Source organism: Bacillus luti (assembly GCF_009739945.1).
Lineage (GTDB): Bacteria > Bacillota > Bacilli > Bacillales > Bacillaceae_G > Bacillus_A > Bacillus_A luti.
This window is the reverse complement of sequence record NZ_CP040336.1, coordinates 4,286,533-4,302,159: the sequence shown is the minus strand read 5'-3', so window position 1 is coordinate 4,302,159 and position 15,627 is coordinate 4,286,533. Positions and strand designations below refer to the sequence as shown.

At 36.2% G+C, this 15,627-nt stretch carries 18 protein-coding genes; 15 read left to right on the top strand and 3 right to left on the bottom strand.

Going from position 1 to position 15,627, the window contains the following annotated elements; genetic code table 11:
* The first annotated feature begins 20 nt into the window (after window positions 1-20).
* Window positions 21-221: a hypothetical protein gene (locus tag EUC40_RS21770; protein WP_000435801.1), complete on the top strand. Its 201-nt coding sequence runs from the start codon at window positions 21-23 to the stop codon at window positions 219-221.
* A gap of 153 nt (window positions 222-374) precedes the next feature.
* Here EUC40_RS21770 and bcaP read toward each other — a convergent pair whose 3' ends face one another.
* On the bottom strand, window positions 375-1,778 hold the full coding sequence (gene bcaP, locus EUC40_RS21765; RefSeq protein ID WP_156576585.1) for a branched-chain amino acid transporter BcaP: 1,404 nt from the start codon (window positions 1,776-1,778) through the stop codon (window positions 375-377).
* Window positions 1,779-2,056: 278 nt separating this feature from the next.
* Here bcaP and EUC40_RS21760 point away from each other — a divergent pair, with 278 nt between their 5' ends.
* The 8 genes from EUC40_RS21760 to EUC40_RS21725 all read left to right on the top strand — a co-directional run bounded on the left by EUC40_RS21760 (window position 2,057) and on the right by EUC40_RS21725 (window position 9,574).
* Window positions 2,057-3,184 carry a cation:proton antiporter gene (locus EUC40_RS21760; RefSeq protein ID WP_000899805.1) on the top strand — a complete coding sequence of 376 codons (1,128 nt, stop codon included), beginning with the start codon at window positions 2,057-2,059 and terminating at the stop codon, window positions 3,182-3,184.
* Between the two features lie 150 nt (window positions 3,185-3,334).
* Window positions 3,335-4,198, top strand: coding sequence for a MurR/RpiR family transcriptional regulator (locus EUC40_RS21755; protein WP_071711060.1), 864 nt, complete (start codon window positions 3,335-3,337; stop codon window positions 4,196-4,198).
* 301 nt (window positions 4,199-4,499) lie between these two features.
* Window positions 4,500-5,384, top strand: a complete 885-nt coding sequence (murQ, locus tag EUC40_RS21750) for an N-acetylmuramic acid 6-phosphate etherase (RefSeq protein ID WP_156576584.1) — start codon at window positions 4,500-4,502, stop codon at window positions 5,382-5,384.
* Window positions 5,385-5,408: 24 nt separating this feature from the next.
* Window positions 5,409-6,773, top strand: coding sequence for a PTS transporter subunit EIIC (locus tag EUC40_RS21745; protein WP_156576583.1), 1,365 nt, complete (start codon window positions 5,409-5,411; stop codon window positions 6,771-6,773).
* A gap of 44 nt (window positions 6,774-6,817) precedes the next feature.
* The gene (locus EUC40_RS21740) at window positions 6,818-7,891 is read left to right on the top strand and encodes a DUF871 domain-containing protein (RefSeq protein ID WP_156576582.1); all 1,074 of its coding nucleotides are present in this window, start codon (window positions 6,818-6,820) and stop codon (window positions 7,889-7,891) included.
* 151 nt (window positions 7,892-8,042) lie between these two features.
* Window positions 8,043-8,447, top strand: coding sequence for a DoxX family protein (locus EUC40_RS21735; protein ID WP_071711056.1), 405 nt, complete (start codon window positions 8,043-8,045; stop codon window positions 8,445-8,447).
* Window positions 8,448-8,602: 155 nt separating this feature from the next.
* Window positions 8,603-9,004, top strand: a complete 402-nt coding sequence (locus tag EUC40_RS21730) for a nuclear transport factor 2 family protein (RefSeq protein ID WP_071711055.1) — start codon at window positions 8,603-8,605, stop codon at window positions 9,002-9,004.
* Between the two features lie 87 nt (window positions 9,005-9,091).
* The gene (locus EUC40_RS21725) at window positions 9,092-9,574 is read left to right on the top strand and encodes a PRK06770 family protein (RefSeq protein WP_156576581.1); all 483 of its coding nucleotides are present in this window, start codon (window positions 9,092-9,094) and stop codon (window positions 9,572-9,574) included.
* Between the two features lie 33 nt (window positions 9,575-9,607).
* Here the strand turns inward: EUC40_RS21725 and EUC40_RS21720 are convergent, their stop codons facing one another.
* A complete protein-coding gene (locus EUC40_RS21720; RefSeq protein WP_156576580.1) occupies window positions 9,608-10,519 on the bottom strand; it encodes a DMT family transporter in 912 nt (303 codons plus the stop codon).
* Between the two features lie 205 nt (window positions 10,520-10,724).
* On the opposite strand from EUC40_RS21720, the gene EUC40_RS21715 reads away from it, so the two are divergent.
* Together EUC40_RS21715 and EUC40_RS21710 are read left to right on the top strand one after the other, a co-directional pair.
* Window positions 10,725-11,219, top strand: coding sequence for an Lrp/AsnC family transcriptional regulator (locus EUC40_RS21715; protein ID WP_156576579.1), 495 nt, complete (start codon window positions 10,725-10,727; stop codon window positions 11,217-11,219).
* A gap of 128 nt (window positions 11,220-11,347) precedes the next feature.
* Window positions 11,348-11,803, top strand: a complete 456-nt coding sequence (locus tag EUC40_RS21710; protein ID WP_071711051.1) for an N-acetyltransferase — start codon at window positions 11,348-11,350, stop codon at window positions 11,801-11,803.
* 73 nt (window positions 11,804-11,876) lie between these two features.
* On the opposite strand, the gene EUC40_RS21705 is transcribed toward EUC40_RS21710, so the two are convergent.
* Window positions 11,877-12,647, bottom strand: coding sequence for an SDR family NAD(P)-dependent oxidoreductase (locus EUC40_RS21705; RefSeq protein WP_156576578.1), 771 nt, complete (start codon window positions 12,645-12,647; stop codon window positions 11,877-11,879).
* A gap of 136 nt (window positions 12,648-12,783) precedes the next feature.
* On the opposite strand from EUC40_RS21705, the gene EUC40_RS21700 reads away from it, so the two are divergent.
* The 4 genes from EUC40_RS21700 (at window position 12,784) to EUC40_RS21685 (ending at window position 15,583) form a co-directional block, all read left to right on the top strand.
* On the top strand, window positions 12,784-13,143 hold the full coding sequence (locus tag EUC40_RS21700) for a MerR family transcriptional regulator (protein WP_156576577.1): 360 nt from the start codon (window positions 12,784-12,786) through the stop codon (window positions 13,141-13,143).
* A gap of 1,070 nt (window positions 13,144-14,213) precedes the next feature.
* On the top strand, window positions 14,214-14,558 hold the full coding sequence (locus tag EUC40_RS21695) for a DMT family transporter (RefSeq protein ID WP_156576576.1): 345 nt from the start codon (window positions 14,214-14,216) through the stop codon (window positions 14,556-14,558).
* A gap of 2 nt (window positions 14,559-14,560) precedes the next feature.
* A complete protein-coding gene (locus tag EUC40_RS21690; RefSeq protein WP_000539670.1) occupies window positions 14,561-14,875 on the top strand; it encodes a DMT family transporter in 315 nt (104 codons plus the stop codon).
* A gap of 129 nt (window positions 14,876-15,004) precedes the next feature.
* Window positions 15,005-15,583, top strand: coding sequence for a TetR/AcrR family transcriptional regulator (locus EUC40_RS21685; protein WP_002017530.1), 579 nt, complete (start codon window positions 15,005-15,007; stop codon window positions 15,581-15,583).
* Window positions 15,584-15,627: the final 44 nt, after the last annotated feature.

Below are 15,627 nucleotides of genomic sequence, written 5' to 3'. Positions count from 1 at the left end.
AGAAAAAGGGAGCGAATAAGTTGGAACAGAAAAAGCTAAAAAGAATTCTTGAATATGTATGGATCGCGGTTGTGCTCCTTGTAGGATATTATCTATTAAAAGATAAAAGTATTTGGGTTCTATTTTTAATGACTTTCTTATTAGCGGGTTTAGGCACGTTATTTATTAACTTTTTCTTTGATAGTGTGAATGCATGGAAGAAAAAGAAGGGAACGAAGTAAAGGAGATCTGTATGCAAATGTGGAGCTCGTGTACGATCGGAATAGGCATTCTGAAAAGTTCCATACTAATAGGAAATTGGGCAGATTTTTCATTTTGCAATCGTTAACAAAACGCATAAAAATAGCTCGCCAGTTTATAGGCGAGCTATTTTGTTATGCTTTTTTCTTTTCATCATTTGTTTTTTCAGTAGCTAAATGACTATGTTTTCTAGAGTAGAAGAAATAGAAGCATAAGCCGACTATAAGCCAAGCTATAAAGCTAATCCATGTTGTTTTAGACAAATTAATCATTAAATATAAACAGCAAAGAATCGCAACAACTGGTAATACAGGTACGAAAGGTGTACGGAATCCCCGTTTTAAGTCAGGATGTGTTTTTCGCAAAATAAGGACAGCGCAGCAAACGAATGTGAATGCTGTTAACGTACCGATATTTACTAAATTAGCTAGTAAGTGTAAGTCTAAAAGTCCGGCTAATAAAGCGGCAACAACGCCAGTGATCCACGTATTTAATAAAGGAATTTTCACTTTTTTATTCACACGCGCTAAAGCTTTTGGAAGTAAACCGTCGCGGCTCATCGCATAAGAAACGCGAACTTGTCCATACATAACGACTAAAAGAACGGTTGTCATTCCCGTCATCGCCCCAACAGCGAGTAGTCCTGCAATTGTATCCTCACCAACAAAATGCAGTGCAAATGCAACTGGATCAGACACATCTAATTGTGTATAAGGAACCATACCTGTTAAAACGAAAGATACAATCATGTATAAAACAGTACAAATAAGAAGGGAACCGATAATGCCAATTGGTAAATCACGTTGTGGTTTTTTCGTTTCTTCCGCAGCGGTTGCAATTGCATCAAAACCTAAAAATGCAAAGAATACAGTAGCAGCTCCAGTAATAATACCGTCGTATCCGAATGGAATGAAAGGTGTCCAGTTTTCAGGTTTTACATATTTTGCGCCTGCTACAATAAAGGCGATAATAACTGCTAGCTTGATAAGAACCATAATATTATTAATGCGTGCGCTTTCACGTATACCGAAACTTAATAAACCAGTAATGAGTAGTAAAATACAAACAGCTGGTAAATCAATCAGACCACCTTTTCCGACGCCAGGGGCCGAAGCGATAATGGCGGGAAGGTGTACGTTAAAGCCTTGTAGTAAAGATTGTAAGTAACCAGACCAACCGACAGCTACGGCTGCGACTGCCAGTAAATATTCGAGCATTAAACACCAACCAACGATGAAGGCAACGACTTCTCCGACTGTCATGTATGCGTAAGTATACACACTTCCTGAGACAGGTATAGAAGAAGCAAATTCAGCATAACAAAAGGCTACGCAAGCACAAGTAAATGCAGCAATGAGGAATGAAAGCATAATACCAGGACCAGAATGTTTTGCTGCGACAATACCTGTTAATACAAAAATTCCTGTTCCAATTACGGCGCCAATTCCTAAAAAGGTTAAATCTAGTGCTGTTAATGTCCGATCTAGTTGCCGTGGTGATTCAGTACTAAGCGCTTTTTTTCGTAATAATGACTTCACTTTGGACTCTCCCCCCGTTTTTTCATTTCCATAACCGCGAATATGGTATGAGCCCACTAAAAAAGAGTATGTAAGGAAATGGAGGTACAGTTATGGTATGTAGTTTTTGAAATTGCTGGATTAATCTTATTATAATTCAGAATATTTTGTCAAATAAAAATATGACAAATAAAAAGCGGATGAATAGGGGAAACTACTTGCAGGAATAAGACGGGGGTTACCAATCTACTTCGGATGGAGAAAACCCACTGATTAAAGTTAAAGTAGGAGCAGATGCTATGTTATTTTATTTTGAACTTGTCGTCATTTTACTTTGTACGAAATTGGCTGGTGACATTAGCGTAAGACTCGGTCAGCCTTCTGTACTTGGTAAGTTAATTGTCGGTATTATTATTGGACCAGCTGTACTCGGTATTATAAATAGTTCTGAACTGATTGATGAACTGAGTGAGATTGGTGTTTTACTCCTTATGTTTATGGCTGGACTTGAAACAGATTTAGAAGAGTTAAATCGGAATTTGAAATCATCATTTGCAGTAGCGGCTGGTGGAATTATTTTTCCTTTCATCGGTGGATATGTAACGGGGTTGCTATTTGGATTAATACAATCTCATGCAATTTTTTTAGGGCTATTACTTTGCGCAACATCGGTTAGTATTACAGTGCAAACGTTACGTGATTTAGGAAAAATGAATACGAGAGAAAGTACAACGATTTTAGGTGCTGCCGTATTTGATGATGTCATTGTCGTTATTTTATTAGCGTTTGTTATGAGTTTTCTAGGCACGCAAGATGTGAATATAACACTTGTTATCGCAAAGAAACTTATTTTCTTTGTAAGTATTGTTTTTATCGCATGGAAAGTTGTTCCGTGGATTATGAAAATGCTTGTCCCACTTCGTGTATCAGAAGCATTAATTAGTGCGGCGCTTATTATTTGTTTCTCTTTTTCGTATTACAGTGAAATGATGGGGATTGCAGGTATTATTGGAGCATTTGCAGCAGGGATTGCGATTTCTCAAACGGAGTATAAGCATGAAGTAGAACATAAGATTGAACCGATTGCTTATGCGATATTTGTGCCGGTGTTCTTCGTAAGTATCGGAATGGAAATTACATTTCAAGGCATTGGAAGTCAACTTTGGTTCATTATTATTATGACGCTTATTGCGATTTTCACAAAGTTAATCGGATCAGGTTTAGGCGCAAGATTAACAGGGTTCAATCTTCAATCTTCTATTAGTATTGGTGCGGGAATGGTATCACGCGGTGAAGTAGCGCTTATCATCGCAGCAAATGGACTTACGGCGAATTTATTAGCGAAAGAAAATTTCACAGCGATTGTCATTGTTGTTATATTAACGACGATTATTACGCCGCCACTTTTGAAGAAATATTTTGTATAGAGAAGAAGGGCTTATCTGAAGTAGGTAAGCTCTTTTTTTATTGTAAAAAGCAATGGTCATATGGCATGAAAGGTTTGTAAATATGATAAAATCTATGTATGTGATGACAAGGAGAAGAAAGTGTGAAGATTACGAAGTGGAGGTTAAATAGTGAAAGCTTCAACATTACTATTTAAAATTGAAAGTAATATGGATCAATTTTCACCAGCTGAAAAGAAGGTTGCCATGTACATAATGGAGAATGCAGAGATTGTTCCGAACTTAACGACGAAAGAAGTGTCGACGAATGCAGGCGCAAGTGAGGCGAGTGTTGTTCGCTTTTGTAAGTCGATTGGAATAGGAAGCTTTAAGGCATTTAAAATCGCGCTCGTTCGTGAATTAACGATTGCTGATTATAATATTAACGATTTTTCAGTGATGAATACGGAAGATGGACCGTACGACTTGTTTAATAAGGTTACATATGTGAATAAAGCGGCAATTGAGGCGAGCGTTACTGCTATCGATAAGAAGGAACTGGAGAAAGCAGCGGACCTTATTGTAAATGCGGATAAAATTATATTTTACGGAGTAGGCGGATCAGCTACTCCGGCGATGGACGGGGCTTATAAATTTACAAGGCTCGGATTTACAGCGATGATGCTATCTGATTTTCACATGATGTTGCCACTTGTGACGAATTTAAAAGAAGGCGATATATTTGTGGCGATTTCAACATCGGGTCGTACGAAAGATGTACTTGAGATGGCGCAATATGCGAAGAGACAAGGTGCAACAGTTATTGCAATTACAAAGCTCGATCAATCATCACCGTTATATAAAGAGGCAGACATTCGTCTTTGTATGCCAGATGTAGAGCAAGATCACCGTATTGCGAGTATTGCTTCAAGAATGACACAACTGAATATGATTGATGCTTTATATGTAATTACTTTCAACCGAATTGGTAATAATGTATTGGATCAATTTATGGAGACAAGAGAAGAAGCAGTGCGGTTACGGAAGTTAAAATGAAAAGATGGGGAAACCCATCTTTTTTTGCATACTGACATAAAGTGAAACTTTAATAAGTGGGGGGTTTGTTCATCCCCCACTTATTATTAGTTGAACCAATCGGACTTTTACAGGCAGTTGATCCCCCACCGATCTTCTTTGCTTTTGCTGAATTTGAGGTGGGGGTCTTACTGCCAGTTAAAGTGGAATAAATTCGTCATGAAAAGAAATTAAATTTCATAAAATAATAAAGTAATATTGATTTTAAATTTCTTGAAGTTATAATGAAAGTATGAAATTAAATTTCAAAGTAGGTGGTAATATGTTAGAAAATTTATCGACAGAACACCGTAATGAAAAGACGATGAATTTAGATGAGATGAGTATAAAAGAAGTTCTGCAAAGTATGAATGAAGAAGATCGAACTGTTTCGTTAGCAGTTGAAAAAGAGATAGAACAGATTGAAAAAGTTGTGCAGACTGTTATTAAATCTTTTGAACAAGAGGGCCGATTAATTTACATTGGGGCTGGTACAAGTGGCCGTTTAGGTATTTTAGATGCAGTGGAATGCCCACCGACATTTGGCACAGATGATAAAATGGTGCAAGGATTTATAGCTGGTGGATTGAAAGCGTTTACTAAAGCGGTGGAAGGTGCCGAGGACCGCGAAGAGTTAGCAGAAGAAGATTTAAAAAGTATTGGATTAAACGAGAAAGATACTGTGATTGGAATTGCAGCAAGTGGCCGAACTCCTTATGTAATTGGCGGATTGAAATACGCGCATAGCGTGGGAGCGAGCACGGCGAGTATTTCTTGTAATAAAAATGCTGAAATAAGTAAATATGCAAAACTAAATGTGGAAGTAGAAACAGGCGCAGAAATTTTAACAGGCTCAACGCGTTTGAAGGCTGGTACAGCGCAAAAATTAGTACTCAATATGATTTCAACAGCATCTATGATTGGTGTGGGGAAAGTATATAAAAACTTAATGGTAGATGTTCAATCTACAAATGAAAAATTAGTAGAACGATCAAAACGAATTATTGTAGAAGCAACAGGTGCTAGTTATGAAGTAGCGGCAGGTTACTATGAAAAAGCAGAACGTAACGTGAAAGCTGCGATTGTTATGGTGCTACTGCAGTGTGAGTATGGGGAAGCACTGGAGAAACTAAAAGAAGCGAAAGGGTTTGTGAAGAAGGCATTATAAAATAATAGGGAGGGGGATTCTATTATGAAGAAAGAAGAGAGAATGGCCAGAGAAATTTCAGAGCAACTTGGGGGAGTAAAGAATGTTCGTGGCATTGCTCATTGTATGACGAGACTGCGATTAACGCTTCATGATGAAAGTAAAGTGAATATGGACCTTTTGAAAAAGGTTGAAGGGGTTATGGGTGTCATTGAAGATGAGACGCTTCAAGTTGTCGTTGGTCCAGGGACAGTAAATAAAGTAGCAGCTGAGATGGAAGGTTTAACGGGACTGCGAATTGGTGAGGTGGCAGATCATCACCTTGAAGACCTTGGGCAAGAGATGAAGTCAGAGATTAAAAAGAAAAATAATACACCAGTGAAAAACTTTTTACGAAAAATAGGAAGCATTTTCATTCCGTTAATTCCGGGTCTTGTTGCGTCAGGTATTATAAACGGGGTTGCTAACTTTGCGAAAAACGCAGGTGCTGATCCGAATGCAACGTGGCTACAAATGTTACTACTTATTGGTGGCGGTATCTTCACATTCTTAGGCATTTTAGTCGGTTGGAATACAGCGAAAGAGTTTGGCGGGACTCCAGTTCTTGGGGCAATTGCTGGTATTTTAATTTTTAACCCGGCGATGGCGAACGTAAAGTTATTTGGTGAAGCGCTCGTACCCGGACGGGGCGGATTGTTTGCAGTTATTTTTGCAGCGTGGCTTATGGTTGTCGTGGAAAGACAAGTTCGAAAAGCTGTACCAAATGCAGTTGATATTATTGTGACACCACTCATTACTGTATTAGTAGTAAGTATCGTAACGATGTTAGCAATTCAGCCAGTTGCAGGTTTCTTATCGGAAGGAATTACGAGCGGAATTAATGGTATTTTAAATATTGGAGGAGCGTTTGCTGGAGCAGTGCTTGCCGGAACCTTTTTACCTCTCGTTATGGTCGGACTACATCACGGTTTAACACCAATTCATATGGAATTTATTAATCAAACGCATGTGACACCTTTATTACCAGTACTTGCAATGGCTGGTGCTGGGCAAGTAGGCGCAGCCATTGCGATTTTTGTAAAAACAAAAAACAAACGACTGCGTAACGTAATTAAAGGTGCATTACCAGTTGGATTTTTAGGAATTGGCGAACCGTTATTATACGGGGTTACATTACCACTTGGGAAACCGTTTCTTACAGCTTGTTTAGGTGCAGCTGTCGGTGGTGCATTCCAAGCAGTTATGCAAACAGCCGCGCTCGGAATTGGCGTATCAGGATTATCATTAATTCCGTTAATTGCTGATAATAAATATTTATTATATTTCCTTGGATTAGTCGTTGCATATACTTTCGGATTCATCTTTACGTACTTCTTCGGATTTAAAGAAGAAATGGCAGAAAACATATAGAGAAAGGGATTCCTTTCTCTTTTTCTATAGAAAGGGAGATTCATATGCTAGGAGTATCAATTTATCTTTCAAAAGAGCGAGTAAAGAAACAAGAAGAATGGCTAAAAGTAGCGAAGGAAAACGGGTTTTTATCTATTTTTACATCACTTCATATACCAGAAGATGATCCAAATACGTATAAAGAGTTAATTCAAATACTTGGGAAGCAGGCTCTTGAAAATGAAATGGAATTAATGGTCGATGTTTCTCCAAAATCGTTACACCATTTAGGAATGACGTATGAAAATGTGGAAGAGTTAGTAGAGTGGGGCATTACTGGCTTACGAATGGACTATGGCATCACGCCGAAAGAAATCGCACGCGTATCCCATACAATGAAAGTAGCCTTAAATGCGAGTACGATTACAGATTCATTTTGGAAAGAGTTACTTGCGGAAAATATACGAGTAGAGAATGTAGAAGCGTGGCATAATTTTTACCCGCGCCCAGAGACAGGACTAGCAAAGTCCTTTTTGCAAAAGCAAAATCAATATTTACATGAGTGCGGAATAAAAACGATGGCATTTGTTCCAGGGGATGGGGAGAAACGGGGCCCGTTATATGAAGGCTTACCAACGTTAGAAAAGCACCGCAATATGCGCCCGCTTGAAGCGTATTTAGAACTTGTACAGGATTGTGGTGTCGATAAGGTGTTAATCGGGGATATAAGCGGAAGTCTAGAAAGTGTACAAGAGATAGCGAGTGTGAGTAGAGGGGTTATTCCGCTACGCTACAAATCACTTATAACTGATAAAGAAGTATTAAAACTGGTAGAGCAAGTGTATACGAATCGATTAGATCCAGCGCGTGATGTCATTCGCTCTGTAGAATCAAGAGAAGGAAATAAAGTTGTGCTACAGCCGATGCATACAATTGCAAGAAAGAAAGGCAGCATTACAATTGATAATGAATTGTACGGTAGATACGCCGGGGAGATGCAAATTGTTGTACATGATTTAGCTGTAGATGAGAAGGTGAATGTTGTTGGAATGGTTATAGAAGAAGATGTGTCTTTATTGCCGTATGTTAGTGCTGGAAAAATGTTTCAACTTTTTCTGTGCGATAGAGTAAAAGCTTGAATTAGCGCTATTTTGTAAGAAAACATTATTCGTAAAACGGATAATGTTTTTTGTTTTCTTTAAAAAGTATTTGACGAATGAAATGAAATACCGTATTGTTTTGACTTGTAAATAAAAGTTTTCCATAACAAAACAAAAAGGAGAGTTCAAAATGAACCAATACATTGGTAATCTAATTATTCGTTTCGTGTTAGGAGTGACGTTCTTTGCACATGGTTTAGCCAAATTTCAATCAGGTATCGATAACGTAGCAGGATGGTTCACAAGCATCGGTTTACCAGGTGGTCTCGCATACGGCGTGGCAACTGTAGAATTAGTTGGTGGTATATTATTAATTATCGGTTTAGGTGTACGATATGTAGGATTATTATTTGCACTTATTTTAGCTGGAGCTATCGTAAAGGTAAATGGAGCAGCAGGTTTATTAGGAGATGGAAAGAATCCAGGATATGAATTAGATCTTGCATTACTAGCAATGGGGGCGTATTTATTCGTTGTAAAAGCAGAAGGATATGTAGATCGTTTCTTAAAAGAGAAAGTAATGAAAACGAAGTAAACTTATTTATAAATTATTGACTTGAATCATTATCGTAACTATAATGATTACAACTTGTAGATTAAGGATAAAACAATTTAAATATTTTTTTACACATGATGTAACAGTTTTAGTTACATCATGTGTAAAAAATAAATAAAATGGGAGGAAGTAACATGCCTAAATCAAATTTAGAAATTATTCGAAGTACATATGAAGGATCAGCTTCTTCGAATGCAAAACATTTAGCAGAAGCCCTCTCTGAAAAAGTAGAATGGACAGAGGCAGAAGGATTCCCATACGGTGGAACTTATATAGGTATAGAAGCAATAATGAAAAATGTATTTAGCCGATTAGGATCAGAATGGGATGATTATAAAGCGAGAGTAAATATGTACCATGAAGTAAACGGAAAAGATGTAATTATTGCTGAAGGTGTTTATTCAGGAATTTATAAAGAAACGGGAAAATCATTTGAAGCAGATTTCGTTCACGTATGGAATCTTGAAAATAGAAAAATAGTAAAATTTAAACAATATGTGGATAGTTATATTGTACGAGAAGCAATGAAGGTTTAAAATGAAATAAGGAAACAAATGGAATCGGCTGTGCGCAGGCGATTCCATTTGTTTATGTGATTATTAGGGGAATGGGGAGTACATAATATGAAAAAATGGATAATAGGGGCAATTACAATGATTGTAATTGCGATAGGAGCTATATTCGGTGTTACTAAAGCTATTAATTATATAGAAGAAGAGGAGAAGAGTCTTAAAACACAAAAAGTAATGGGGCAACAGGAGAAGAAAGGTGAGGAAGAGAAGCCACAAGTTAGTGAAGATGAAATTATTTCTACCATGCATAGGATGGTACATCAAAAAGTGAAATCCTCTGAAAAATGGGGGTTTATTGAAATGACAAATAAGGAAATTCTTAGTGCGAAGGCCGCGGTAGAAAGCAGTACAAATTTTAAACATAAGTCGAAGTTACTTGCCACTTTAGAGCGCTGGGAGGCAGGGGATTTTTCACAAACGGTTGAGGAGCATAACTTTTTGTGGGAAATTCAAGGTGGTGATACTGGAAAGGCAACAGAACGTTTATCGCCAGAAGAAGAAAAGCAGTATGTGAAAGAAATGAAACGTAAATAAAAACATCGCCACTAGGGTGGCGATGTTTTTTGATTAAGAATGTTTTCGCAGTAAAGCTCTAGTCGGCTGAACAGCAACAGTTTTGAAATGAGAAAATAAATAACATCCTGTCACGACGATCATTGTCCCTAAAATTTGTATCCATGTTAGTTCTTCACCTATGAAAAAGAATGCTAAGATTGCTGTGAAAATCGGATTGAAGTTTAGAAAAATCCCTGACGTTGTCGCTCCTAATTTTTGTACGCCAATATTCCAAAACACCATACAAAGAACTGTGGAAATGAGTCCTGTATATAAAAGTGATGTTATGAAAGAAGTATTTATATTTGTAACAGTGAAGCTCCCTATGTTAAATGGCAGTAATAAAATAACGCCGAAAATACCAGAATATAATGTCGCCATAAGTGGCGTCGTTGTTTTTGTTGCCCATTTACTGCAAACAGAATAGATTCCCCAAATACAAACTGCCGCAATCATCCATAAATCTCCGCTATTAAAATGTAGTGAAAATAAAAGTGAGAAATCACCTTTTAGAAGTACGAGAATAACGCCAAAGAATGAAAGAATCATAGATAAATTTTGAAGTGTATTTACTTTTTCTTTTAAAAATAATACTGAAAATAGTGCAATTGAAATTGCGTTCAATGTAGAAATAAGCCCTACATTCGTTGCGGATGTTTTTTCTAAAGCTAAAAATTGAAAGATGTTAAAAAGAGCAACCCCTGAAATTCCCATCAATATTAGCGGAAGTATGGCAGCACGAGGCGGAATGATTTTCTTTTCTTTAAACCAAACCATTGGTAATAAACAAACGATTGCAATTATCCATCTTAAACTTGTAAGTGTCATCGGAGACGCATGATCAACGAGTGATTTCCCAACGACAAAATTTCCTCCCCATAATAAGCTCGTTAGTAATAGTAAAAAGACATAAAAATAAGGCATGTTAAAATCCCCTTTGTTGTAATCAATATGAATTGTAAATAATTTTAGCATTTTTCTTTATTGTGTAATATATTCTTTTGTATAATGATAAAAACTCGATAAAATGTTTAGTTGAAAATGATTTTAATGAAAAAATGTTCAGTTTCATAGAGAGTGTAAGGTGTTTTTCCGAATAATCATCGGTAAGGAAAAAGGGGGAATTGTAATGGAGTCGTCTGTTATTAAAGTGCTAGACGATTTAGATGTACAGATTTTAGATATATTGCAGAAGGAGTCACAAGTAAGTAATGCCGAGCTAGCACGCCGCGTTAATTTATCACCGGCTGCGATGCATGCAAGGATAAAAAGGTTAGATGGAGAAGGTTTTATTGATAAGCAAGTAGCCATCTTAAATCAAGAAAAGCTTGGTTTTGATTTGTTATGCTTCATTTTTATGAGTACGAATATTCATCAATCGGATAAACTGGAAGTGCTGGAGAAAGAATTAGAATCGATGCCGGAAGTGTTAGAATGTCACTGTTTAACAGGAGAGTACGATTATTTATTAAAGGTTGCAAATCGTGATCGTAAAGAGCTGGAGCAGTTTATTAGAAAGCTGAATAAGCTTGGTATTACACGTATACAGACGAGTTTAGCACTGCGTGAAATTAAATATTCAACGGTATTACCGATACGAAGTGAGGAACCAAGCAGTGATTAGACTGCTTGGTTTTTTGTTTGTATAAAGTGATTGACGAGGAGAAAAGAGAGATGTATTATTATATAAAATTATGAATTAAAATTCATTTGAAGTTATAAATATTAATATTGGGGGCAAGGGGATAGAATATGAAAATCTTTAATGCGGTTACGAGTGATGTGAAAGAAATTTATAATCTCATTGAAACTTACGCAAAAGAGGGAGTTGTTTTACCGCGTTCTCTGTTGTCTCTCTATCAATATTTGCAATGTTTATATGTTATGAAAGAAGACGGAGAAATTGTTGGAGTTGCTGGATTGCATGTATTAGGGGAAGATCTTGCAGAAGTACGATCTTTAGTCGTTTCGCATACATATGCAGGAAAAGGAATCGGGCGTATGTTAGTGAACCATGTAATAAATGAGGCAGCGAAAATAAAAGTGAGTAGAGTCATTTCTTTAACGTATGAAACGGAATTTTTTCAAAAATGCGGGTTTGATTTTGTGAATAGAGATGCATTGCCAGAGAAAGTATGGATTGATTGCAGACATTGTCCAAAGGTTGATTATTGTGATGAAGTGGCGATGGTTCGGTATGTTGGATGAAAAATTTATATAGATGCCCACTATTATTTACATAATAGTGGGCATCTATATTTCAATAAGAAATGAGATGGTATTAAGAATTTGAATTCGTTTGTCTCACGGCAAAATTATAAAGTGGATCTTTAAGTTCAAAGTTATACGTAAAACCGTCGACAATTCCTACAACTTTATCGTTATCATAAAGGTCGAGCATAAATTGTGCCATTTGTTTTGCAGTGTGGAATTTCGGTACAACATTATCGTATTGGAACTCATCAATATCAAATGAGCGTTTCGCAAATTCTGTTTCAGTTGCGGCAGGAGCTAAAACTTTTGCTTGCAGTTTCGCGCCTTGTTGTTTCAGTTCGTGGGACAGTCCTTCTGTAAATGCACTTACATAAAATTTCGTAGCACAGTACGTAACAGCATCAGCAACAATTGTGTAGCCACCGCCCGATGAAACGTTGATAAGCTGGGTTCCATCAACCATTGAATAATCTCGAACGAAAAGAGAAGAGAGTATAGTTAGTGCTTCTATATTTACATGTAACATCGTCTCTATTTTATTTAAATTTTGTTCAGCAATTGAGGCGAAATTACCAAAGCCTGCGTTGTTAATCCACGTTTCAATTTGAAAACTTTTGAGACTTTCATACAGCTTATAAACTTCTTCAGTGACGGATAAATCAGTTCTTCGAATGACAACATCCAACTCTGGATGCATTTCGTTAATTTTCAATTTTAATTCTTCTAATTCTTCTTGTCTTCGAGCTACAAGTATTAAGTTTTTTCCGCGAGATGCAAAGGCTAAAGCTGATTCATAGCCGATTCCTGAACTAGCACCAGTAATCACAGTATATTTCATATAAAATCCCCCTAAATTCAAATTAATTATTATGGTTAGATTTTATTTGTTAGAGTATACTCTAAGTCAAATGTTTTTTATAAATTTGATAAGGCCGTAAAATATATGAGGGTAAGCATATGGAGGGAGTTAGAGTATGTACACAATTAGTGAGGTAGCTAAATTATTAGGAGTGAGCACGCATACACTACGTTATTATGAAAAGGAAAATATATTAATTACAAATCGCGATACAAATGGGAATCGAATTTATGAAGAATCACATATAAAGTGGTTGCAGTTTGTAATGAAATTAAAACAAACACAAATGCCGATAGCGAAAATAAGAGAATACGCTAGATTATATACAGAAGGGGAGCATACAGCCGAAGCGCGTTTACAGCTCCTAGAGGATCATAGGAAATCTATTCAGATTCAAAGAGAAACCTTAGAAGTTACAGAGAAGATGCTCGAGCATAAAATTAGCGCATATAAAGGATTATTGGAAAATAAATAGATTAAAAAATCCTTCGTTCCTTGTTATGTGATGAAAAAAGAATTTCATCATAGTGTGTGGAGAAATTAAAAAGAGCAGCTAGCAAAAGCTAACTGCTCGATAAATTGGATTTGAAAATTTAGTATGTATATTTTTATAGTTGAATAAGTGATTGTTATTTTTATTAAACTGGGTTCAAAAGGAAGAGTATAGTAGATAAACCGCGATTTCCGGCATATAAGTTTATAAACAAAGAAGAGCCTGATATGGCTCTCAGGCTCTTCCCTCAATAGCAAAGAGTAAGTCTTTTAATTACTCTTCTCCTACATAATACACAAGATGTATTTGGATGTGTAGAACAGGAAATTCCAATATAATTATCCGAATATAGTGTTTAAAATGAATTCTAGATATTTTAAATAAGGAATTAAATTACAAATGTTGATTTACCGCATGATAGACACTCGTTTATATAAAGAGATGATAAATAAAGTGATATTGCAATAATAAAATATGCAATATTGCATATTGAATTATAAAACAAATAAGTGAAGGTGGTAATTGAATATAAGTGCTATTTTGGATCAAGTGAATATGCGATTGAATGGGATTATGAAAGATGAAAATTAAAAAGAGCAGCTAGCAAAAGCTAACTGCTCTATTCAAGGGATCTCTCCAAGGGGGAATGGAGAAAATAATCTGTTACTCTTATTATTAACAGATTATTGAGAAATATACAGGCGGAAATGAAATTTTTTCCTAAACATATTTCGTAGTATGTATTTGTCCATATTCATTATGAAAATCTACTGTTGACACGTTGTGAAGTATTCATATACAATACCTATGAATGACATTCAGTCATTTTCGGAAGACTGCTGATAAGATATTTTTGGATGCATGCAAGAAGATGAGAATTCATTGATCGAGGATGTTAAAAGTAAATCAAATAATTTTTGAATGTAGTCAGCGTTGGAAGAGAATAAATATAACGATAAAAGAGGTTGATAGCTGTTTTTATATAGTAGTGATGAAAGAGTATATTTTTTAAAACAAAAATGACTGATAGTCAGTCATAAGAGGTGAGAGGTATGAAAAATAAAGCTTGGTTATATGTCATATTAACATGTATCTTTGAAATTTTTTGGGTGTTTGGCTTTAATACGGCCGATACTTGGTGGCATTGGGTTATTATTTTAGGAGTTATCGCTGTTGATTTTCACTTCCTTTCTAAAGCGTGTGAACATCTTGCGACAGGGACTGTATATGCTGTGTTCGCCGGAGCTGGTACGGTAGGTACTTTCTTAATGGATGTATTCCTTTTCGGCGGAAGTTTTAGTGTAGGAAAGTTATTCTTTATCGTGATGGTTGTAGCCGGCGTTATCGGTTTAAAGCTAGCTGATAATAAAGAAGAAGCGATGGAAGGAGCTGCTTAAAGATGGGTTGGTTTTTCGTATTTTGTGCTGCAATTAGTGAAATAGTCGGTGTGATCGGTCTTAAAATGTATAGTAAAGACAAGACGTTAGCAAATGGAGCGATTTATATAGGTGGTTTTGCAACTTCCTTCGCATTCTTATACACATCTTTCTTATTTTTACAAGTAAGTGTCGCGTATGCGGTTTGGATTGGTATTGGAACAGCCGGTGCCGTTTTGTTAAATATGTTCTTGTTTGGTGAATCGAAAAGTAAGGCACGTATTATTAGTGTGGCTCTTATTGTATGTGGTGTGACAGGATTAAAGGCTCTGTCGTAAAGATATACTGTATCTCCTAACAATTCGTTAGGAGATTTTTGTTATAAAAAGTGCACCATAATTGACAGTACAGCTAGTTATTTTATAAAATGAGTGACAGTCATTCAATATGTGTGTGAAAGGGTTTAGATGATGAATAAAAAAGAAAAAATTGTCTATGCAGCTATTGAAGTGTTTCAGGAAAAGGGCGTTGAAAAAACGAAGATTTCTGATATCGTGAAATTGGCTGGCATTGCACAAGGAACTTTCTATTTATATTTTCCTTCTAAGTTATCTGTTATGCCTGCAATAGCAGAAGTGATGGTTGAAAAGATGATACTTGCAGTAAAGGAAAAAGTGCAGAACGATGCACCTTTTTCAAGTAAAGTGACGCAAGTAATAGATGCGGTATTTAACTTCATAGCTGAATATCGTGAAATACAAGCCTTAATGTATGCGGGTCTTGCATCTACTGAACATATAAAAGAATGGGAAGCTGTGTATGAGCCTCTTTATATGTGGTTAAGTGAATTTTTAAGTGAGGCGAAAGAAGCTGGTGAAATTCGTGATTCGGTTCATGCAGAGCGAACAGCGAAGTTATTTATCGCTCTTGTTGAATCAGCAGCGGAACAAGTTTATTTATATGATCATAAAGATGATGAGCAAGTCGAGCTACAAAAGGCAGAAGTACTAGATTTTTTAACACATGCACTACATATAAAGAAATAGTAAGATGAACCTGTCTGAAAAGGTAGGTTCATTTTTGAGGAAAA

What these genes read in the sequence shown, in the direction of transcription:
- EUC40_RS21730 (WP_071711055.1), top strand. Translation starts at nt 8,603, where the DNA reads ATGCCTAAATCAAATTTAGAAATTATTCGAAGTACATATGAAGGATCA.
- EUC40_RS21700 (WP_156576577.1), top strand. Translation starts at nt 12,784, where the DNA reads ATGTACACAATTAGTGAGGTAGCTAAATTATTAGGAGTGAGCACGCAT.
- EUC40_RS21695 (WP_156576576.1), top strand. Translation starts at nt 14,214, where the DNA reads ATGAAAAATAAAGCTTGGTTATATGTCATATTAACATGTATCTTTGAA.
- EUC40_RS21735 (WP_071711056.1), top strand. Translation starts at nt 8,043, where the DNA reads ATGAACCAATACATTGGTAATCTAATTATTCGTTTCGTGTTAGGAGTG.
- EUC40_RS21710 (WP_071711051.1), top strand. Translation starts at nt 11,348, where the DNA reads ATGAAAATCTTTAATGCGGTTACGAGTGATGTGAAAGAAATTTATAAT.
- EUC40_RS21705 (WP_156576578.1), bottom strand. Translation starts at nt 12,647, where the DNA reads ATGAAATATACTGTGATTACTGGTGCTAGTTCAGGAATCGGCTATGAA.
- EUC40_RS21740 (WP_156576582.1), top strand. Translation starts at nt 6,818, where the DNA reads ATGCTAGGAGTATCAATTTATCTTTCAAAAGAGCGAGTAAAGAAACAA.
- EUC40_RS21690 (WP_000539670.1), top strand. Translation starts at nt 14,561, where the DNA reads ATGGGTTGGTTTTTCGTATTTTGTGCTGCAATTAGTGAAATAGTCGGT.
- EUC40_RS21715 (WP_156576579.1), top strand. Translation starts at nt 10,725, where the DNA reads ATGGAGTCGTCTGTTATTAAAGTGCTAGACGATTTAGATGTACAGATT.
- EUC40_RS21720 (WP_156576580.1), bottom strand. Translation starts at nt 10,519, where the DNA reads ATGCCTTATTTTTATGTCTTTTTACTATTACTAACGAGCTTATTATGG.
- EUC40_RS21745 (WP_156576583.1), top strand. Translation starts at nt 5,409, where the DNA reads ATGAAGAAAGAAGAGAGAATGGCCAGAGAAATTTCAGAGCAACTTGGG.
- EUC40_RS21760 (WP_000899805.1), top strand. Translation starts at nt 2,057, where the DNA reads ATGTTATTTTATTTTGAACTTGTCGTCATTTTACTTTGTACGAAATTG.
- EUC40_RS21725 (WP_156576581.1), top strand. Translation starts at nt 9,092, where the DNA reads ATGAAAAAATGGATAATAGGGGCAATTACAATGATTGTAATTGCGATA.
- murQ (WP_156576584.1), top strand. Translation starts at nt 4,500, where the DNA reads ATGTTAGAAAATTTATCGACAGAACACCGTAATGAAAAGACGATGAAT.
- EUC40_RS21685 (WP_002017530.1), top strand. Translation starts at nt 15,005, where the DNA reads ATGATGAATAAAAAAGAAAAAATTGTCTATGCAGCTATTGAAGTGTTT.